The sequence below is a fragment of the Dyella japonica A8 genome (assembly GCF_000725385.1).
GTDB classification, from domain to species: domain Bacteria; phylum Pseudomonadota; class Gammaproteobacteria; order Xanthomonadales; family Rhodanobacteraceae; genus Dyella; species Dyella japonica_C.
Map to the genome: position 1 here is coordinate 2,280,925 of NZ_CP008884.1, position 18,669 is coordinate 2,299,593.

Consider the following 18,669-nt stretch of genomic DNA (forward strand, 5'->3'; position numbering starts at 1 on the left):
GTGAACTGCCGCCCATCGTGGGATGCAAACCGCAAGGATTTGTCGTCATCATGTCGGGTGCAACCGCGCTCGCTTGCCATGGGAGGCAACATGAAGTTCCTGGTCATGATCTATAACGACGACACCCTGCTCGACGCGCTGCCGGCTGGCGAGGTCGACACCATGCTGCGTGGCTGTTTCACACATGCCGACGAGCTGCGCGACCAGGGCTACCTGCTCGATTCCGTGCAGCTGGAGTCCCCCGCGCAGATCAAGTCACTGCGTATGCGCGGGGACAAGATGAGCGTAATGGACGGCCCGTTCGCCGAGGCCAAGGAATACCTGGGCGGCTTCAACGTGATCGAAGCGGCGGACATGGCCGAAGCCCTGCGCATCGCGGCGGAATTTCCCTGGGCGCGCACCGGGCGCATCGACGTGTGGCCCATGCGGGACATTGATGCGGTACGGCGGCGCGTCGGGGCCTGAGGCGACGTTCCATGATTTTTGTGGGAGCGCACCCTGTGCGCGACTCGGCGCTTGCGAAAGCCCCGTCGCGCACAGGGTGCGCTCCCACAAGGGCCGGGTGCTGTTACACCGTCGCCGCGGACTTGCTATGACTGCGCCCGGTGATATGCGCGAGCGTGTTCACGTTGTCCACCAGCCGGTCGCTGATGCGCATGAGCAACTCGGCGGCCTGGCGGTCTTCGGCCATGTTGAGCAGCGTTGCCAACGTGCGCTGCAGGCCACGCAGGTCGGGCAGGCGATCGGGGGCGCGCTGTGCGCGCAAGGCGGTGGCGATATCGTGCAGCGCGGTGGCGGCGTGGTCGACGAAGGCGCACATCTCCACTGTCTCCGGCAGGTCATGGTGATCTTCGATCAGCGCTTCCAGCGTCATCGCGGTACGCGCCAGGCGGTTGCCGTTGGCGAACAGGGCATTGGCCAGTTCCAGCAGCTGCGCGGGGGTGCCTGGCTCGGCACGCATGCGATCCAGCGAGGCCTGTGCGTTGCTGCGCGCCGTGCGTGCCGCCGTGCGCGCTTCGCGGCGACCGTCCCGGCGGTCCGGGTGGGCGAGTGCGCCGAGGTAGTCGGCGTAGGCATCGAGCATGTCCGACAGAGCGGCACGCGCGCGCCCGCGTTCCCAGGTCGGCCATAGCACGTAGGCCAGCAGTGCCATGCCGCTGCCCAGCGCGGTGTTGATCACGCGGTCCATCACCGCGTCGCTGGAATTCACGCCCTCGAACGACAGCAGGATGACCACGGTGCCGGTCAGCGCCGCCACCGCCACGCCGTAATGCGCAGTGGCCAGATAGCGGAAGCCCATGCACAGCACCGCCATCAGCGCGAGATGCGCCCATGCGTCGTGCGGCGTGATGTGCAGCAGCGCGGTGGTGAGCACCAGGCCGAGCACCGTGCCGACCACGCGCAGCAGGCCGAAGTTGAAGGTGGCGGCGAAATCCGGGCGCAGCACGATGGCGGCGGTCATCGGCAGCCAGTAGCCATGCGGCAGGCCGAGTTCGCGGGAGACGAACAGCGTGGCCGACAGTGTGATGGCGCTGCGCACGGCATGGCGGAACGCCACCGAGTGCGGTGTCAGGTTGGCGCGCAGCGTGGCGCGTGCCGAGCTGCTGCGCAGTGCCGCGGGCAGCGGGGTTTCCGCGGCGGCGGCACGCAGCTCGCCACGGCTGCCGGCCCAGTTAGCGTTACGCACCGCCGCCGCGAGCTGGCCCGACAGCGCATGGATATGCGTGGCCAGGCCGTCGGCATTGCCGCCATCGCCGAGCAGGGCGTTCTCGCTGGCCTGCAGGGTCTGCAGGGCGCGCTCCGCCTGTTGTGGCGAGTCGCCCACTTCCAACGCATCCGCAATGGCCCCCAGTACGCGCGCCGCGTCGCCACGGAACATGGCGTGGATGGTGGGGTTGGCGCGCAGCTCTGCCATCGCGACGAGTTCGAGGCGGATGCGTTCGGCCAGTTCCAGCAACACACCAAACGCCTCCATCGCGCGGCCGCGCGCGTGGTGGCGGCCGAGCAAGGTGTGCTGCAGCGTGGTCATGGCGTCGGTAAGCGCGGGAACATCGGCATCGTCGTGCTCCTGCTGGCGCGCCAGCATGGAGAGGCCGCGATACACATCGGCCAGCGCATGCCGTTCGGGGCGGTAGCGCTGCAGGGGCCACGCCGCCACGGAGAACAGGGTGAGCAGCAGGCCGCCGGCGAAGATCAGCGCGGAGGCGCCCAGGGCTTCGTTGAGCGGTCGTGGCGTGGCCGCGGTGACCACCAGCAGGATCATGCTGGTCATGCCCACACGCGTCATGTCGGTGCCGAATACCACCAGCAGGCCGCCGAAGAATCCGAATGCGGCGGTGGCGATCAGGATGGGAATCAACTGGTCGCCGGTCAGGAAACCGATCAACGCGGCCAGGCCGGCGGCGAGCGAGGCGAGCAGCAGGCGCGTCATGCGCTGCCGGTACGGACCGGGCTGGTCCGAGAACATGGTGTCCAGTGCGCCGGCGCCGATCCCCAGGCCAATGCCCGGGTGACCGGCGAGGATGCCGATCGCCAGCGGCAAGATCACGGCGGCGGTATTGCGCACGACCACGCGCACCGGCACGTCCGGCCGTTTGGCGGTGAGCAGGCTGTCGACGACCGTGGCGCGCAGCGAATAACCCGTCGAAGACATGACGCGGCGAAGCTCCTTGGCTATGGGGTGATTTTGCCTGATTCCGCCTGAAGCAAACGCGACGAATCGACGCCCGTCAGCCGGCCGGTGCGGGTGACGCGCCGCCGCCCGCGCCCAGCTGGCGCGACAACGCATAGAGGATGCGCAGGTCCTGGTCGTCCAGCGTATCGCCGTCCATGCCACGGAAGTGGTGATGGAACGAACGCACCGTGGCGGCGCGGTTGTCCAGCGGATAGCCGATCAGGCCCAGTGCCGACCACGGGTCGAAAGCTGCCGGCGGATCGACCAGCGGCCCTTGTGGCCACAGGCCGAACCCGGCCTGCGCCAGTTGCGCCCACGGAAAGCGCGGGCCGGGATCGTCCTTGCGCCCGGGTGCGAGATCCTCGTGGCCGATGATCTGCGTATGCGGGATGCGCAGGCGGTCGGTGAGGTCGGCCAGCAGCCGCAGCAGGTTGTCGATCTGCACCTGGGTGAAGGGCGAGTCGCCGTCGTTGTCCAGCTCGATGCCGATGGACGCCGAGTTCACGTCGGTGATGCTGCCCCAGCGGCCTGCGCCGGCGTGCCATGCGCGCTCGCTGTCAGGTACGAGCTGGTAGATGCGGCCGTCGTCGCCGACAAGATAATGCGAGCTCACCGGGCCGCCGCTGTTCGCGGTGCGCAGCGTGTGCAGCGCCTGCGCGGCGGAATGCTCGTTGGTGAAGTGGATGACAATCAGCACCGGGCGGCGCGCGTCGTAGTTAGGCGAGGGTACCCACTGCGCGATGGGGTTGCGCACCGGCGCGGGCGCACAGGCGCAAAGAGCAGTCGCCAGGCATAGCGGCATCAGCAGGCGATGAATGCGCCACCGGCGTGCATGCAGGGCGTGGGGACGCGACATGACCGTCCTTTCCTTGTCCTTGGCAGAAAAGTGAACGTGCTCCAGCTGCCGGGTGGCGTCAAGCCAACAAAAAAAGCGCCGGGTTGCCCCGGCGCTCTCAGCGCTTGTTCAAAATCTTGCCGCAGCGCGGATTTCCCCTCACCGTCATTCCCGCTCTTGCCCTCTTTGCGGGGTTCGCGGGAATGACGGTGAGGAAAGGCCGGGGCTTGAGGGAGACATTGAACAGGCTCCCAGGTGCGGCATCAACGGCGGCGATCAGGCGCGGCCGGCGAACTCGCCCGTCAGCGTGTTCACCCACACCTTTTCTTCGTTGGTGATGTATTCGGGCACCTGGATTTCGATGCCGGTGTTGAGCTTGGCCGGCTTGGTGCGCTTGGTGGCGCTGGCGCCCTTCAGTTCCGGGGCGGTGTCCACCACGGTCAGCGTCACGCTGGTCGGCACCTGCAGGCCCACCGGCGCATCGTCGATGAGCTGCACGTAGTAGCCCTCGACCTCCTCGACGATGTAGCCCGCGTTGTCGCCCACCAGTTCCGGCGAGAGCAGGTACTGGGTGTAGTCCTCCTTGTCCATGAACACGAAGACTTCGCCGTCCATGTAGGAGAAGTTTGCCTCGCGGCGGACCAGGTCCATTTCCTTGAGGTCGTCGTCGGCGCGCAGGCTCAGGTCGAACTTGCGGCCACCGGGAATCGAATACATGGTGAAGCGGAAGGTGACGTTGCCGCCACGCGCGGTCGGCGAACTGCGCTCGATATCGCGCACCTGGTAGACGGTGCCTTCGTGTTCGACCACGTTGCCTTTCTTGACGTCGGAAGCTTTCATGGATTTTGACCGGATGGTTGATGTTCTTGATCGTCATTCCAGCGCAGGCCGGAATCCAGTGGCGTGATACACGGTTGTCGCCCGAGCCCGCTCATGGCGCCACTCGCGACAATCCGACGATGCCGTGGCTGGATTCCGGCCTGCGCCGGAATGACGGTGGAAGGTTTACTTCGGCTGCAGGCGCACCGCGCCATCGAGGCGGATAGTTTCGCCGTTGATGTAGCGGTTGCCGAGGATGAAGCCCACCGTGTTGGCGTACTCGTCCGGCTTGCCCAGGCGCGAGGGGAACGGAATGGAGGCCGACAAGGACTCCTGCACCTGCGGTGGCATGCCGTCCACCATCGGAGTCCAGAAGATGCCCGGGGCGATGGTGGCCACGCGGATGCCGAAGCGCGACAGCTCACGCGCCATCGGCAGCGTCATGCCGACCACGCCACCCTTGGAGGCGGAGTAGGCGGCCTGGCCGATCTGACCTTCGAAGGCGGCCACGGAGGCGGTGTTGATGATCACGCCGCGCTCGCCGTCTTCACCGGCTTCGTTGTTCTGCATCAGCGAGGCGCCGGCCTTGGCGACGTTGAAGCTGCCCACCAGGTTCACCATCACGGTGGTGGCGAAAGTGTTCAGCGGCATCGGGCCTTCCTTGCCGAGCATGCGGCCCGCGCCCAGGATGCCGGCGCAGTTCACCACCACGTTCAGGCCGCCCATGGCCGCGCTGGCGGCGGCGACATTGGCCGAGACGCTTTCCTCGGAGGTGACGTCGGTGCGGAAGAAATGCCCGTTCAGCGCCTTGGCGGCTTCCTGGCCCTTCGCCTCGTTCACGTCGAACAGGGCCACCTTGCCGCCGCTGGCGACCAGGTACTGCGCCACCGCGTGGCCGAGACCGGAGGCGCCGCCGGTGATGATCGCCTTGACCTGATTGAGCTGCATGGAACGTCCTCGGGAATGCCAAAAAGCCAATGGTAGCCGAGGAGGGGCCGTGGCCGCGCGGGCGAGGGGAGCACAGTCATGTGGGAGCGCACCCTGTGCGCGACCGCGGCGATGGGCGGTACCTCGAGGCACGGCCGTCGCGCACAGGGTGCGCTCCCACGGATACCGGTCTGTCAGGCGTTGGCGCGCTGCAGCAAGGCGTTCCAGCCCTGCGTCTCACGCAACTGCGCGAACGACACCACCGGCCGGGGCGGGTTTTCCGGCGGCTGCAGTTCCAGCTGCCATACGCCCACGTCCCACCAGGCGTCGAGCTTGTAGCCCGAGCTGCGCCACACACCGGCGGGAGAGAACCCCATGGCCTCGTGCATGGTGACGCTGCTCTTGCCGGGCAGGGTGATCACGCCAACGGCCTGGTTGATGCCCTGCAGCCGCATGGCATCGAGCAGTGCGCCATAGAGGCGGCGGGCAATGCCGCGGCGGCGCGCGTCGGCGTGCACATAGATGGATGTTTCGGCGATCCAGTCGTAGGCCGCGCGTTCGCGGAACCGGCTGGCGTAGGCGTAGGCCAGCACCCGCCCGGCTTCCTCCCACACGATCCACGGATACTGGCGCAGCCGCGCGGTGATGCGTTCGCGCATCGCCTCGACGCCAGGCAGTTCCGTCTCGAAGGTCTCCACGCCGTGCAGCACCGAGGGCGTGTAGATGTCGTGGACGGCGGCAGCGTCGTCGGCGCGGGCGATGCGGATCATGCGAGGGCTTTCTCCATGCAGATGCTGTTGGGGTTAGCCCGATGTTCGCCGAAAGGCGGGCAGCGGCGGTAGCCCGCGCGCTCGTAGAGTTCCAGCGCCTCGGCCTGCGCCGTGCCGGTTTCGAGACGGACGAGCCTGCCACCGGTGCGGGCGATGCCCGCCTCGAGGGCATCCAGCAGCTGCTTGCCCAGGCCGAGGCCGCGACAGGCGGGCAGCACGTACATGCGCTTCACTTCCACGTAGTCCTCCTGCCGCACGAAGGCGCCACACGCCACGGGCGTGCCATCCACGCGCGCGGTCAGGAAGGTCACGTTGGATTGCTTCAGTTCCTCGGCGGGCACCGGGCGGATATTGCCGGTGGGGTAGAGCTCGGCGAGATAGCCGTCCAGTTCGTGGATCAGCGGCGCGACGTCGGGCGCGGCCGGATCGTCGATGTCGAAGTGAAGGGCCGGTGCCTTCAGCATGATTCGTACTTCCAGTTGCGCCGCTTACCTTCCGCCAGCCATTCCAGCGCGTCGGTGATGCGTTTCTGCCGGGTCGCCGCCGTCTTGGCCTCGCTGATCCAGTCCACGTATTCGCGTTGCGCGCCGGGCGGCAAGGACTCGTAGGTCTTGCGCGCGGCGACGTGCTGCTTCATGGCGAGCAGGGTCGCGACATCGTCGGGCAGCACGGGTGCGGGCTTCGCGGCGGCCCTGGCGCGCTTCGCCCTTACCGCCGATTCGTTCAGCGCCATCGCCTTGCGGATGTATGCCGCGAGGGTTTCGCCCGGCGGCAAGTCCCTGAGCGACGTCAGCTTGCCGAACTGCCCCATGCCATTCTCCAGCTTGCCGCCGACGATGTCCTTGTAGCGCCAGAAACCGAACGAGCAGTGTTGCTTGAACGCCGCCATCGAGCAGATGGGCGTGCCCTTGTAGCAGAAGAAGGGCATGCTCCACTTGATGTCCTCCTCCACCTCCGGACAGACCTCGTGCACGAGGTCCCGCAGGTGTTCGAGGATGGGCTGGGCATATGGCGGCGCATCGTTGATGTAAGTGCCAATGCGATGGTCACGGGCCATGTTCGTTTCCTTGAGGTACCGGTCTGTTCAACACCGGGGCGCCCTTTCCATTGACGCGCCGGTGCTTGTTGCACTGGCGACGGCATCGCGCGGAGCAGGATGCGAGCGAAAACGGCCCTTCGTTGATCGTCCGTGGCCCCGGGGCCGCGATGTGCGGCCTGCCCGAAGAACCCTCGTGTACGGCGCCAGACCTCACACCCTACGAGCTTGCGCGGGATCATTCCACCCCCGGCCGCAGGGATCAGGGCATTCCTAAAGATCGCGGATATAGAACTGGTCGCAGCTGAAGTGGCCGGTGCCTCCCAATGGCCCGCAGATGGCCTGGAAACCATGGCGCCGATAGAGCGCCTGCGCCGCATCCATGCCGGTGAGTGTTTCCAGGTAACAGCGTTGGAAGCCATGGCTGCGCGCGGCCTCGAGGCAGCGCAGCATCATCGCGCTGCCGGCGCCGATGCCGCGCGCCTCGGGCAGGAAGTACATCTTGCGCAGCTCGCACACGCCCGCGTCGCCGCCCTCCAGCGGCGCCACGCCACCGCCACCGATCACCTTGCCGTCGCGCTCCACCACGAAATAGGCGCTGCGTGGACGCGCATAGGCCTCGGACATGGCATCGACTTCCGCGTCGTGGATGGCGAAGCCCGGGCCATCGGCGCCAAATTCCGGCATGACCGTTCGGATGATGTCTGCGACGGCGGCGTTGTCGCGCGCCTCGATCGGGCGGATCTGGATGTCGGTCATGGCGTGGCTGGCGGGGTGCGGTAGACGGTGCCGTCCTTCATCACGAAGACGGGGTGCTGGAGATCGTCGATCTGCGTGCTGGGATCGCCGTTGAACGCGGCCAGGTCGGCGCGCAGGCCCGGCGCGATGCGGCCGAAGGTTTCCTGTTGCCGCAGGATGCGCGCAGCAACGTTGGTGGCGGCATGCAGTGCCTGCGGTGGCGTCATGCCGTCGCGCACCATGTTGGCTGGCTCGCGCCAGTTGTCGCCATGGGTGAATACACCCACGTCGCTGCCGTTGCCAATGGTGACGCCGAGCTTGAGCGCAGTGCGGAACGCGCGTTCGGCTTCCTTCATGCGCGCGGTGGGTTCGCTCTGTCCCGGCACATAGTGCTCGAAGTACTGCGCGGTGGATTCCACGGCGGTGAGCGTCGGCTCATAAGCCGTGCCGTGCTGCCTGAGCAGGCGGAACGTCGCCTCGCTCGCGCCGTAGCCATGTTCGATGCTGTCCACGCCGGCTTCCACCGCGAGGCGCACACCTTCGTCGCTGGCGGCATGCGCTGCCACCGGGCGGCCGGACAGGTGTGCGGTGTCCACGATGGCCTTCATCTCGGCCAGCGACAGCGTGGGCTGCGTGCTGCCGTCTGCGCCGACGCGATAGTCGGCGTAGAGCTTGATCCAGTCCGCGCCGTGACCGGCCTGTTCGCGCGTGGCACGGATAGCCTCGTCCACGCCGCTAACCTCCTGCGCGCCACCGGGAAGGTCGATGTCCGGGCGGAAGCCGCGCGGGCCCGGCCCATAGCTGGCCGTCGCCACGATAGCGCGGGTCGCAATGAACATGCGCGGGCCGGGAATCATGCCTTCGTCGATGGCGCGCTTGATCGACACATCGGCGAAACCCGCGCCTTCCGTGCCCAGATCGCGCAGCGTGGTGAACCCGGCGAGCAGGGTGGCGCGCGCATGGGCGGCGGCTTCCAGCGTGCGATAGTCCTGCGGCTCCTTCAGCACCTGGTCGTTCCACAGCGTTTCGTTGTACGGATGCAGGAACACGTGCGAGTGCAGGTCAACCAGGCCCGGCATGAGGGTGGCGCCGGGCAGGGCGATGCGCTTCGCCTCGGCGGGCGCCTTCACAGTATCGACGGGCCCCACCGCGGCGATGGCACCGTCGTGCACCAGCACGGCCCAGCCGGTGTGCGCGGCATCGCCGTCGGCCGTCCATACGCGGTCGGGCACCAGCAGGATGTCGCCCTTGGGCGGCGCGGCAGTGGTTGCCGTGGCACTGGTGACCGCGAAGATCGCCAGCAGCACCAGCCAGGCTTGTCGTCGTCTCGGCCCCATCGTGCACTCCCCGCCATGGATGTGCCCGATTGTAGGGCGGCTTCAGGGAGTGGGGCGAGCGGCGCCGGCCAGTTGCTGCGCGCAGGCGCCGCTGGCGGCCGGTGCCGGGGTGGCGCAGCTGGCGAAATCCTCGGGCAGGCGCGTCAACAGCAGGCTATCGCCCTGGCGCATGGTGAACACGGTGATCGGCGGCTCGCAGTTCACGCGACGGGTACCGCATGAACCGGGCAGCACGGTGAAGTGGCACAGGCCGCTTTGGCTGCGCAGGCAGCGGAACGTGGCGAGTTCGCCAGTGATCTGGATCTTGCTGTAGATCACGTCGACACCGTTGACGATCTCGTGCGTGACGACGGAGCGGCTCGGCTCGCAGCCGGTCAGCGACAACAGCAGGTAGAACAGAAGAATCAGCTTTTCCATGGGGGCCTCTCGCGATTCTTTGCAGTGGACGCGTTCGTTTACATGTTCCGGAACAGCGTCATGAAGGGCTGGCTTACGACCAGGGTTTCGGGCCGTTGCTTCAGGCGCAGCGTGCCCTTGCCGGTGTCGTCGCGGACGATGGATGCGACCGCGCGCAGGTTGACAATGGTGGAACGGTGGATCTGCTTGAACACGGTGGGATCGAGCATGGCCGCGAGTTCGCGGATGGGCTTGCGCAGCAGGGCCTCGCCTTCGGCGGTCATGGCCACGGTGTATTTGCTGTCGGCGCGGAAGTAGGCCACGTCGTCCACCATGATCAGGCGCGTCTCGCGGCCGCTGCTGGCGGTGATCCAGGTGAGCGGCTCGGCACGCGTGCCGGGGTGCAGCATCACGTCGCGCAGCAACTGGGACAGCGCAGCGGCATCGGTGGCGCGGGGCGTGGCGCGTGACTGCAGGCGCTGCATGGTCGCCGTGAGCCTGGCTTCGGTAATGGGCTTGAGCAGGTAGTCCACCGCGCCCCGCTCAAACGCATCGATGGCGTACTGGTCGTAGGCTGTGGTGAACACGACCTGCGTATCCGGGCTCGCTTCCGCCGTGGCGGCGGCGACTTCCAGTCCGCTGAGGCCGGGCATGCGGATGTCGAGGAAAGCGACATCCGGGCGATGGTCACTGATGGCTTCCAGCGCACTGGCGCCGTCTTCGCACTCGGCCACCACGTGCAGTTCCGGCCAGACGCGTGCGAGCAGGTCGCGCAGGGCGGTGCGCAGCAGGGCTTCGTCTTCGGCGAGGATCGCGGTGGTCACGATACGGTTTCCGTGGTGGTGCTGCGCGGGGGCAGGGTGATGGTGGCGGCCACGCCTTCAGGCGCGTTGCTGACCACCGAGAGCGATGCCTCGGCGCCGTAGATCAGGCGCAGCCGTTCGCGCACGTTCTTCAGGCCGATGCCGGTGCCGCCGCCTGCCTCGTTGAAGCCCCGGCCGTCGTCGGCCACGGTGATGGCGATGGCGCCATCGTCCTGGCGGGCGAGGATCCACACCGTGCCGCCGCCGGGCTTGGGTTCCAGGCCATGCTTGATCGCGTTCTCCACCAGCGTCTGCAGCATCATCGGCGGGATGGCGAAGGCACGCAGCGTGTCCGGCACGTCGATCTGCAGGGCCAGGCGCGGCCCCATGCGCAGGCGCATGATCTCCAGATAGGCGCTCGTGCGCTCCAGTTCGTCGCCCAGCGTGGAGAGGGCGTCGTCGCGCTGCGGGAGGGAGTGGCGCAGGTAGTGGATCAGGTGCCCCAGCATGTGGTCCGCCTGTTGCGGATCGGTGCGCGTGAGGTACTGCGCACTGGCCAGCGTGTTGTAGAGAAAGTGCGGTTCCACCTGTGCATGCAGCAGATTGAGGCGGGCCACGGTGCGTTCCTTCTCGGTTTCCGTCTGGCGGGCGCGCATTTGTTCGTTGCGGCGCTTCTCCGCGATGCGGCGCGTGATGGCCCGGGTGATGGCTTCGGCGTTCTCCAGGTTGGTGCCGTCGTCCACGCGAAACCAGTCGCTCCATGCGCCGGCTTCGGGCTCGCAGATCAGCGTGACGCTGCCGGTGCCGTCGCCGGGCGTCACCGTGGCGAAGATCTGGTTGCGCAGGTGGCCGAACCAGCGGGATGGGTCCAGCCTTCCCAGCGGGTGATGCCCGTAGGGCTTGGGTCGCTGCACCTTGGCGCGTACCTGCAGGCTGTCGCGCGCGCTCTCCACGTCTTCCGAGCGTGGCAGCTCGCGGATGGCGGCATCGAGCAGGTCGAACGCTTCGCCGGCCTCGAACGGGATCTCGATCTGCCGGCGCTGGCGATTGCCCATGGTGCTGTCGTCGAGGTGGCCGGCGATCAGGCGGACGCGACGCAGGTGCGAGACGGCGCCGGTCACCACCAGCATCAGGGCGATGAAGATCAGCAGGATGAATGTCGGTGCCGCGTCGTGGTGGCGGAACGGCGCCGTGTTGGCAAGCATCAGCGCCACGAACAGCAGTACGAAGAACCAGAACACGACAAGGCGGAACACGAAGAAAAAGCTCTTCATCACGGCGGCATCCCTGGCTTGGATCGGATGCCCCGGAGAATAACCAGCCCGCCCGCGGTCGGCGCGCGCTTTTCGACGAAACCGCCTGCGGGGCGACGAAGCGGCCCCGGGCGGGAGCGAATCCGGGCGCCGCAGGCCGGCGCCGGGGGGATCAGGCGGCGGTGAGCGCCCGCGTCACGCGGCTGGCGGTTTCCTTGTGCAGCTGGCCGGCCAGCCAGGCGCCGGTGGCCACCAGGATGTCCAGGTCGATGCCGGTTTCCATGCCCAGCCCGTGCAGCATGTAGACCACGTCCTCGCTGGCGACGTTGCCGGTGGCGCCCTTGGCGTAGGGGCAGCCGCCCGTGCCGGAGACCGCGCTGTCGACCACGCGCACGCCTTCTTCCAGGCAGGCGAGGATATTGGCCAGTGCCTGTCCGTAGGTGTCGTGGAAGTGCACGGCCAGCGCCGGCATGGGCACCTCCTGCGCGACCGCCTTGAGCATGGCGCGCGCCTTGGCGGGCGTGCCGACGCCGATGGTGTCGCCGAGCGAGATTTCGTAGCAGCCGACTTCGTGCAGGCGACGGGCCACGCGCACCACGTCGCTCACCGGCACCTCGCCCTGGTAGGGGCAGCCCAGCACGGTGGAAACGTAGCCGCGCACCTTCACGCCGTCTTCCTTCGCGCGCTTCATCACCGGGATGAAGCGTTCGATGGATTCGTCGATCGACGCGTTGATGTTCTTGCGGTTGAAGGCCTCGGACGCCGCCGTGAACACGGCGATCTCCGTGACACCCACGGCGCGCGCGCGTTCATAACCCTGTTCGTTGGGCACCAGCACGGGATAGCTCACGCCGGGCAGCTTGCGGATGTGCTGGAACACCTCGGCGGCGTCGGCCAGTTGCGGCACCCACTTGGGGCTGACGAAGCTGGTCGCTTCGATGGTTTTCAGGCCGGTGCTGGAGAGGCGATCGATCAACGCGATCTTCACGTCGGCGGGCAGCAGGGTCTTCTCATTCTGCAGGCCGTCGCGCGCGCCGACTTCGACGATGCGGACATGGTTTGTGCTCATGCCGGGGAGCATAGCGCGTTCGTGGTGTGGGGGTGAAAGTGATACCCGGGCAGCGTCGGTCCTCATCGCCCGTCATTCCGGCGCACCCCACAAAAGGGGGCGAGGGCCGGAATCCAGTGGCGAGTACATCCGGTTTTCGCGACTTGCTCCACACGTGCACGCGAAAACCCGGCACTGGCGCTACTGGATTCCGGCCTGCGCCGGAATGACAGGTAGGAGAGGCTGCCGGGTTGCCTTTTGCTGCAGCAGGCCCAGGCGCATCCACTTCAGGCGGGGCGTGAAGCGTCGGCGGGCCGGTTGGCCCGCTTCTCGCCACGAGATGGAAAGCCTCAGTCGGCGAATCGCAGCAGGACCGTGTCCGCCTCGACAAAATCACCCTGCGCGGCGTGGATGCTTGCGATGTTGCCGGCACGCGGCGCCTTCAGCGCCAGCTCCATCTTCATCGCTTCCATCACCAGCAGCTCCTGGCCTTCCTCCACCGTGTCGCCCGCATTGGCTTTCACCAGCACGATGCGGCCGGGCATGGGGGCGACGATCTGGTTGCCGCCTGCGGCCTCCTTCGATTCCCAGGCGAACGCCGCGGCGCGCTCGAACGCATGGCGATTGCCGTGCGTGTCGTGCACGGTCACGCGCGCGGCATCGATGCGCACGGGCACGCGCACGGCTTCGCCGTCGAAGCGCGCGCTCAGCGCATCGTCGCCGAGGCGTGCGCCGTGGACGTCCGACGTGGCGTCGCCGTGGTGCAGGCGATAGTCACCGTCATGGCCGTATGCCTCGATCTCGTGGCGTAGGCCGTGCAGCGACAGGGCGACGATGCGCTTGCCGGCATGACCCACGCGCCAGGCATCGGCGCGCGACCACGGCGAATGGGGGTCGCTGGCGTTCGATGGCACGCTGCGCTCATCGTGCATCAGGGCCGCCACGGCGGCGGCGAACAGCATGCGTGCGTGCGGCGCGGCATCGCCGGCCAGGAACTGGTCCAGATGGCGGTCGAGGTAACCGGTATCGATGCGGCCTTCGACCACCACGGGGTGGCGTGACAGTCGCTCGAGGAAGGCGATGTTGGATTTCGGCCCCACGATCTCGCTGGCCATCAGCGCATCGCGCAGGCGCTGCAGGGCCTGTGGGCGATCCACGTCCCACACGATGAGCTTGGCGATCATCGGGTCGTAGAAGATGGTGACGGTGTCGCCTTCGATCACGCCGCCGTCCAGGCGCACATGGCGCGAAGGCGCGGGCAGGCGCAGCTTGACCAGCTTGCCCGAGCCGGGCAGGAAGTTCTGGTCCGGATCTTCCGCATACAGGCGCACTTCGATGGCGTGACCATGGGCTTTGACCTGTTCCTGCGCGAGCGGCAGCGGTTCGCCGGCGGCGACGCGCAGCTGCCACTCCACCAGGTCCAGTCCCAGCGTTTCCTCGGTGACGGGATGCTCGACCTGCAGGCGCGTGTTCATCTCCATGAAGAAGAACTCACCGTCCTGGCCGACGATGAATTCCACCGTGCCGGCACCGACATAGTTCACCGCGCTGGCTGCGGCTACGGCGGCGGCGCCCATCGCTGCACGTCGCGCGTCGTCGAGGAAGGGCGAGGGGGTTTCCTCCAGCACCTTCTGGTAACGGCGCTGCGCGGAGCATTCGCGCTCGTTGAGGTGGATGATGTTGCCCTGCGTGTCGCCGAACACCTGGAATTCGATGTGGCGCGGATGTTCGACGTAGCGCTCGAGGATGACGCGCGTGTCGCCGAACGAACTGGCCGCTTCGCGTTGCGCCGAGGCCAGCGCCGCGGCGAACTCCGCTTCGGCGCGCACGATGCGCATGCCCTTGCCGCCACCACCGGCTGCGGCCTTGATCATCAGCGGGAAACCGGTGCGGCGGGCCTGTTCGGCGAGCACGGCGTCGGACTGGTCTTCGCCGTGGTAACCGGGCACCAGCGGCACCTGATGCTTTTCCATCAGCGCTTTGGCGGCGGCCTTGGAACCCATGGCGTCAATGCTTTCCGGGCGTGGGCCGATGAAGGCGATACCGGCGTCGGTGCAGGCGCGTGCGAACGCGGTGTTCTCGGACAGGAAGCCGTAACCGGGATGGATCGCCTGCGCACCGCTCTTGCGAGCGACATCAAGGATCACCTCGCCGCGCAGATAGGATTCCGTCGGGCGGGGGCCGCCGATGGGCCAGGCTTCATCCGCCAGGCGCACATGCTGCGCATTGGCGTCGGCTTCCGAATACACGGCGATGGTGTGGATGCCCAGCCGCCGGCAGGTGCGAATGACGCGGCAGGCGATCTCGCCACGGTTGGCAATGAGTACGCGCTCGAACATGCGGCTTCCGGGATGATGCGAAGCTGCCAAAATTAGCAGATCAGCGCGCCGCCGCCGATGCGCGGCGCAGCATTTCAAGGCGAGACCTGGCGGGCCATCCGCGCGGTTGGGATGGTTTCGATGCGTTGGAACGAAGGCGCTGGATTCCCGCTTTCGCGGGAATGACGGCTGAAGTGTCCGGGAAATTCCCGGTCAAGCCTCCGTTTTTTGATCGTCATTCCCCGAACCCCGAAAAGGGGGCGAGAGCGGGAATCCAGCGCCTTTCCTCGAGCGTAATAACGCGCGTGGAGGAACGCCTACTCCCCCTCCCAATACCCCACCTGCATGTCCGCGCGCGTCACCATCCTGAAACCTTGCGGCTTGCCGTCGGCGGCGGGCGGGTATTCGGCGAGGATGCCGACCTTGCCGGTGTCCGGGTACTCACAGATCTCCGGGGACTCCTTCGTGCTCACCGCGAGGTAGCGCATGTCGGTGGCACCGGTATTGATGATCTGGTGCGCTTTCTCGGGGCCGCCCGGTGGGCAGGCGATCACATCGCCCGCGCGGATCGGATGGCGTTGGTCGCCAAAACGCACTTCGCCGCTGCCTTCGAGGATGAAGAACATTTCCTCGTTGATGCGATGGCAATGCAGGGGGAACGCGCGCTTGCCCGGTGGCACGACGGTGAGGTTGTAGCCCAGCTTCTTCGCGCCGATCTGCGCGGAGAAGCGGCCCATGCGCGCCTCGAAACGCTCGGCGGTGTCGCCGGTGGGACCCATGCCGGGCGGGAAGGGCTGTAGTTCGACGTCGGCAATGTTGATGACGGGGTGGGTCATGGCGTGATGTCCCTGGCTGAGATCGTAAACAGGCGCTGGCGTCAGGCCGGTGCGTGGCAGACGGCTTCGATGTTGTGTCCGTCCGGGTCGAGCACGAAAGCGCCGTAATAATGCGCGTGGTAATGCGGACGCAGCCCCGGTGCGCCGTTGTCCTTGCCACCGGCTTCCAGCGCAGCGCGGTGGAATGCCATGACCGCGGCGCGGCTGGCTGCGGTGAACGCCACGTGCACGATGCCGTTGGCATGGGCCTGCTGCGACGTGCCGATCCAGAAGGTCGGGCGTCCATCAACGCCGAAGCCGGCATGGGCGCCATCGCCGGTCTGCTCCTCGGTGACTTCCATGACCAGTTCGGCACCCAGCGGCGCCAGCGCCTTGCGGTAGAACTCCCGGCTTCTCTCGTAGCCTGAAACCTGCAATCCAACGTGGTCGATCATGGCGCCGTTTCCTTGTGCGATAGGGCGACGAGTATGCGATAGGGTGGTCAGCCTTGTGCGCACCATGCGGCGGCGCGTTTGGACAGGAACGCGCCCAGCCCTTCCTGGCCTTCCGCGGAGACGCGCAGGCGCGCGATGAGTGCGGCGTTCTCGTGGTCGAGCTGCGCGGCCCGCGCTTCGTCGGCACCCGACATGCGCAGTGCCAACTGCTTGGCCTCCGCCTGCGCCACCGGGCCGGCCTTGGCGAGCAGGGCAAGCGTTGCGTTGACGGCGTCGTCCAACTGGTCGGCGGGCACGCATTGGTGCAGCAGGCCAATCTGCTCCGCCGTGGCAGCGTCGAACAGTTCGCCAGTGACAAAGAGACGGCGCGCGTGGCGCAGGCCGATGGCATGGATCACGTAGGGCGAGATCACCGCCGGCACCAGGCCCAGCTTCACTTCCGTCAGGCCAAAGCGCGCGGTGTCCACGCCAATGGCGATGTCGCAGCACGCCACCAGCCCCACGCCGCCGCCGTAGGCCGCGCCGTTCACCCGGGCAATGGTGGGCTTGGACAGGTATTGCAGGGTGCGCATCAGGGTGGCCAGGCGCAGGGAATCCTCGCGGTTCTCCGCTTCGCTGGCGGCCGCCATGCCGCGCATCCAGTTCAGGTCCGCGCCGGCCGAAAAGCTGGCGCCTTCGCCGGTGAGCACCACCGCCCGCACCGCGTCGTCCTTGCCCACCTGCACCAGCGCCGCGGTGAGCTCGGCGATCAGGCCGTCGTCAAACGCGTTGTGCACCTGCGGGCGGTTGAGCGTGATGCGGCGGACGCCGGCGTGGTCGGCGATCTGGATGCTGCTGGTCATGGGAAGCTCCTGCTGGGGAGCGACATCGTAAACCGAACCCTCGTCGGCGAGACTCATTGTTGGCGAGACGTGCCTCAGAGCCCGCTCAACATCCCGCCCGAGCACTCGTTCCCCTCACCGTCATTCCGGCGCAGGCCGGAGGCGCCTTTCAACAGCCGAATGGCTGGTCATCCAGTGACGAATGTGGTCGGTTGTCGCGCGACGTCAAGGCGTTTGGTTCTTTCGCGAAAACCGAGCCACGAGGCCACTGGATGACCAGCCATTCGGCTGTTGAAAGGCGCCTCCGGCCTGCGCCGGAATGACGGTGAGGGCAAGCGGGGGTCTCGAACAGGCCATCAATCCTTCGCCGGCAGCACCAGGAATTCGGCGGCTTCCAGCGCCGACCCCTGCCAGTGGCCAGAGGCCACGTCGCGCCACCACGGCTGCACGGTGTCGAACCGTGCCGGCTCGATGGCTTCGCCCAGGCGTGGCATGACCAGCCCTTCGGTCACTTTCGCCAGCAGTACCTCGGCGGGTTCCGCCCAGGGATGCATGGCCAGGTTGAAGGTGCCCCAATGCACCGGCAGGAAGCGTCCGCTGCCAAGCTGGCGCCACGCCGTGATGGCGTTGTCCGGGCCCAGGTGCACGCTGCCCCAGGACGGATGGAAAGCCCCCACTTCGATCATCACCAGATCGAACGGGCCCAGCCGCTGGCCAATCTCGGCGAAATGCGGCGACAAGCCGGTGTCGCCGCTGAAGAACACGGCGTGCCGCTCGCCACGGAGCACGAAGGACGACCACAGCGTGGCGTTGCGGTCGTGCAGGCTGCGGCCAGAGAAGTGATGTGAAGGTGCGGCGGTAAGCGTGAGTCCGCGCGGCAGCGTGGTGCTCTCCCACCAGTCCAGCTCGATGATGCGCTCCGCCGGCACGCCCCATGCTTCCAGATGGACGCCCACGCCCAGCGACGTGATGAAGGGCACCCGCAACTTCGCCAGTTCGCGGATGCTTGGATAGTCCAGGTGGTCGTAGTGGTCGTGCGAAATCAGCACGGCATCCAGCGGCGGTAGGGCGGCGATGTCCACCGGCACCGGCTGGAAGCGCTTGGGGCCCATGAAGGAGAACGGCGACGCGCGCTCACCCCACACCGGGTCGGTGAGCACGCGCACGCCGTCGATTTCCAGCAGCACGGTGGAGTGGCCCAGCCAGGTGGTGCGCAGGCCGGTTTCGACCGGGCGCGTCCACTGGGCGCGCGGGTCCTGCGAAGGCAGCGGCTTCGACGGCGTGCGGCCTTCGCCGCGGAAGATGAAATCGGTGAGCGAGGGTTTGTCGTCCACGACGCGCGGCGCGCTGGACGAATACGTGTTGACGAAGCCTTCGCCGGCGAACTGCGGGGACGCTTGCATGCGTTCCAGGCGTAAACCGGTCGCATGTCGGGCAAACAAAGCCATGGGGACCTCAGCATCGTTGGGGGTGACGAGGCGGGGGGGGGAGCGCCGCCGCACCGGGCATCGCGACCCACGCGACGACCTGCCTGGTTGCTATCGGGGCGGCCGGGGCGACTTCCAAGTCGGCAACACCGGCGGCGATTCAGCCTTCAGGTTCTTGCGGTGGCCGTGGTGCCGGC

Annotated in this window: 19 protein-coding genes; 1 reads left to right on the forward strand and 18 read right to left on the reverse strand. The window is 67.3% G+C overall.

What is annotated here, in order from left to right:
- The first annotated feature begins 90 nt into the window (after positions 1 to 90).
- Positions 91 to 465, forward strand: a complete 375-nt coding sequence (locus HY57_RS09435; protein WP_026033910.1) for a YciI family protein — start codon at positions 91 to 93, stop codon at positions 463 to 465.
- Between the two features lie 103 nt (positions 466 to 568).
- Here the strand turns inward: HY57_RS09435 and HY57_RS09440 are convergent, their stop codons facing one another.
- The 18 genes from HY57_RS09440 to HY57_RS09525 form a co-directional block, all read right to left on the reverse strand.
- Entirely contained in the window at positions 569 to 2,653 is a 2,085-nt protein-coding gene (locus HY57_RS09440) for an FUSC family protein (RefSeq protein ID WP_019465199.1), read from the reverse strand.
- A 76-nt stretch (positions 2,654 to 2,729) separates the two neighbouring features.
- Positions 2,730 to 3,530, reverse strand: a complete 801-nt coding sequence (locus HY57_RS09445) for an N-acetylmuramoyl-L-alanine amidase (protein ID WP_019465198.1) — start codon at positions 3,528 to 3,530, stop codon at positions 2,730 to 2,732.
- 255 nt (positions 3,531 to 3,785) lie between these two features.
- A complete protein-coding gene (gene efpL / locus HY57_RS09450) occupies positions 3,786 to 4,349 on the reverse strand; it encodes an elongation factor P-like protein EfpL (RefSeq protein WP_019465197.1) in 564 nt (187 codons plus the stop codon).
- Positions 4,350 to 4,514: 165 nt separating this feature from the next.
- Entirely contained in the window at positions 4,515 to 5,276 is a 762-nt protein-coding gene (locus HY57_RS09455; RefSeq protein WP_019465196.1) for an SDR family NAD(P)-dependent oxidoreductase, read from the reverse strand.
- Positions 5,277 to 5,449: 173 nt separating this feature from the next.
- Complete coding sequence (locus HY57_RS09460) at positions 5,450 to 6,025, reverse strand: GNAT family N-acetyltransferase (protein WP_019465195.1); 576 nt, start codon at positions 6,023 to 6,025, stop codon at positions 5,450 to 5,452.
- The gene (locus tag HY57_RS09465) at positions 6,022 to 6,489 is read right to left on the reverse strand and encodes a GNAT family N-acetyltransferase (RefSeq protein WP_019465194.1); all 468 of its coding nucleotides are present in this window, start codon (positions 6,487 to 6,489) and stop codon (positions 6,022 to 6,024) included. The genes HY57_RS09460 and HY57_RS09465 overlap by 4 nt, the downstream gene beginning before the upstream one ends.
- Positions 6,483 to 7,082 carry a DUF1801 domain-containing protein gene (locus HY57_RS09470; protein ID WP_019465193.1) on the reverse strand — a complete coding sequence of 200 codons (600 nt, stop codon included), beginning with the start codon at positions 7,080 to 7,082 and terminating at the stop codon, positions 6,483 to 6,485. Before HY57_RS09470 ends, HY57_RS09465 begins: the two co-directional genes overlap by 7 nt.
- Before the next feature lie 252 nt (positions 7,083 to 7,334).
- Positions 7,335 to 7,820 carry a GNAT family N-acetyltransferase gene (locus tag HY57_RS09475; protein WP_019465192.1) on the reverse strand — a complete coding sequence of 162 codons (486 nt, stop codon included), beginning with the start codon at positions 7,818 to 7,820 and terminating at the stop codon, positions 7,335 to 7,337.
- Positions 7,817 to 9,136, reverse strand: a complete 1,320-nt coding sequence (locus HY57_RS09480) for a metal-dependent hydrolase family protein (RefSeq protein ID WP_038579586.1) — start codon at positions 9,134 to 9,136, stop codon at positions 7,817 to 7,819. The genes HY57_RS09475 and HY57_RS09480 overlap by 4 nt, the downstream gene beginning before the upstream one ends.
- Before the next feature lie 42 nt (positions 9,137 to 9,178).
- The gene (locus HY57_RS20845) at positions 9,179 to 9,553 is read right to left on the reverse strand and encodes a hypothetical protein (RefSeq protein ID WP_019465190.1); all 375 of its coding nucleotides are present in this window, start codon (positions 9,551 to 9,553) and stop codon (positions 9,179 to 9,181) included.
- Between the two features lie 38 nt (positions 9,554 to 9,591).
- Positions 9,592 to 10,359 carry a LytR/AlgR family response regulator transcription factor gene (locus HY57_RS09490; protein WP_430536786.1) on the reverse strand — a complete coding sequence of 256 codons (768 nt, stop codon included), beginning with the start codon at positions 10,357 to 10,359 and terminating at the stop codon, positions 9,592 to 9,594.
- Entirely contained in the window at positions 10,353 to 11,609 is a 1,257-nt protein-coding gene (locus HY57_RS09495) for a sensor histidine kinase (protein WP_019465188.1), read from the reverse strand. Before HY57_RS09495 ends, HY57_RS09490 begins: the two co-directional genes overlap by 7 nt.
- A gap of 151 nt (positions 11,610 to 11,760) precedes the next feature.
- The gene (locus HY57_RS09500; RefSeq protein ID WP_038580815.1) at positions 11,761 to 12,657 is read right to left on the reverse strand and encodes a hydroxymethylglutaryl-CoA lyase; all 897 of its coding nucleotides are present in this window, start codon (positions 12,655 to 12,657) and stop codon (positions 11,761 to 11,763) included.
- Between the two features lie 329 nt (positions 12,658 to 12,986).
- On the reverse strand, positions 12,987 to 14,975 hold the full coding sequence (locus tag HY57_RS09505; protein WP_019465186.1) for an acetyl/propionyl/methylcrotonyl-CoA carboxylase subunit alpha: 1,989 nt from the start codon (positions 14,973 to 14,975) through the stop codon (positions 12,987 to 12,989).
- Between the two features lie 296 nt (positions 14,976 to 15,271).
- Complete coding sequence (locus tag HY57_RS09510; protein WP_019465185.1) at positions 15,272 to 15,790, reverse strand: cupin domain-containing protein; 519 nt, start codon at positions 15,788 to 15,790, stop codon at positions 15,272 to 15,274.
- A 41-nt stretch (positions 15,791 to 15,831) separates the two neighbouring features.
- A complete protein-coding gene (locus HY57_RS09515) occupies positions 15,832 to 16,224 on the reverse strand; it encodes a VOC family protein (protein ID WP_019465184.1) in 393 nt (130 codons plus the stop codon).
- Between the two features lie 47 nt (positions 16,225 to 16,271).
- Entirely contained in the window at positions 16,272 to 17,066 is a 795-nt protein-coding gene (locus tag HY57_RS09520) for an enoyl-CoA hydratase-related protein (protein ID WP_019465183.1), read from the reverse strand.
- A gap of 335 nt (positions 17,067 to 17,401) precedes the next feature.
- Positions 17,402 to 18,448: an MBL fold metallo-hydrolase gene (locus HY57_RS09525; RefSeq protein ID WP_019465182.1), complete on the reverse strand. Its 1,047-nt coding sequence runs from the start codon at positions 18,446 to 18,448 to the stop codon at positions 17,402 to 17,404.
- Between the last annotated feature and the right edge of the window lie 221 nt (positions 18,449 to 18,669).

Coding starts and splice junctions, on each gene's coding strand:
- HY57_RS09435 (WP_026033910.1), top strand. CDS start 91: ATGAAGTTCCTGGTCATGATCTATAACGACGACACCCTGCTCGACGCG.
- HY57_RS09440 (WP_019465199.1), bottom strand. CDS start 2,653: ATGTCTTCGACGGGTTATTCGCTGCGCGCCACGGTCGTCGACAGCCTG.
- HY57_RS09445 (WP_019465198.1), bottom strand. CDS start 3,530: ATGTCGCGTCCCCACGCCCTGCATGCACGCCGGTGGCGCATTCATCGC.
- efpL (WP_019465197.1), bottom strand. CDS start 4,349: ATGAAAGCTTCCGACGTCAAGAAAGGCAACGTGGTCGAACACGAAGGC.
- HY57_RS09455 (WP_019465196.1), bottom strand. CDS start 5,276: ATGCAGCTCAATCAGGTCAAGGCGATCATCACCGGCGGCGCCTCCGGT.
- HY57_RS09460 (WP_019465195.1), bottom strand. CDS start 6,025: ATGATCCGCATCGCCCGCGCCGACGACGCTGCCGCCGTCCACGACATC.
- HY57_RS09465 (WP_019465194.1), bottom strand. CDS start 6,489: ATGCTGAAGGCACCGGCCCTTCACTTCGACATCGACGATCCGGCCGCG.
- HY57_RS09470 (WP_019465193.1), bottom strand. CDS start 7,082: ATGGCCCGTGACCATCGCATTGGCACTTACATCAACGATGCGCCGCCA.
- HY57_RS09475 (WP_019465192.1), bottom strand. CDS start 7,820: ATGACCGACATCCAGATCCGCCCGATCGAGGCGCGCGACAACGCCGCC.
- HY57_RS09480 (WP_038579586.1), bottom strand. CDS start 9,136: ATGGGGCCGAGACGACGACAAGCCTGGCTGGTGCTGCTGGCGATCTTC.
- HY57_RS20845 (WP_019465190.1), bottom strand. CDS start 9,553: ATGGAAAAGCTGATTCTTCTGTTCTACCTGCTGTTGTCGCTGACCGGC.
- HY57_RS09495 (WP_019465188.1), bottom strand. CDS start 11,609: ATGAAGAGCTTTTTCTTCGTGTTCCGCCTTGTCGTGTTCTGGTTCTTC.
- HY57_RS09500 (WP_038580815.1), bottom strand. CDS start 12,657: ATGAGCACAAACCATGTCCGCATCGTCGAAGTCGGCGCGCGCGACGGC.
- HY57_RS09505 (WP_019465186.1), bottom strand. CDS start 14,975: ATGTTCGAGCGCGTACTCATTGCCAACCGTGGCGAGATCGCCTGCCGC.
- HY57_RS09510 (WP_019465185.1), bottom strand. CDS start 15,790: ATGACCCACCCCGTCATCAACATTGCCGACGTCGAACTACAGCCCTTC.
- HY57_RS09515 (WP_019465184.1), bottom strand. CDS start 16,224: ATGATCGACCACGTTGGATTGCAGGTTTCAGGCTACGAGAGAAGCCGG.
- HY57_RS09520 (WP_019465183.1), bottom strand. CDS start 17,066: ATGACCAGCAGCATCCAGATCGCCGACCACGCCGGCGTCCGCCGCATC.
- HY57_RS09525 (WP_019465182.1), bottom strand. CDS start 18,448: ATGCAAGCGTCCCCGCAGTTCGCCGGCGAAGGCTTCGTCAACACGTAT.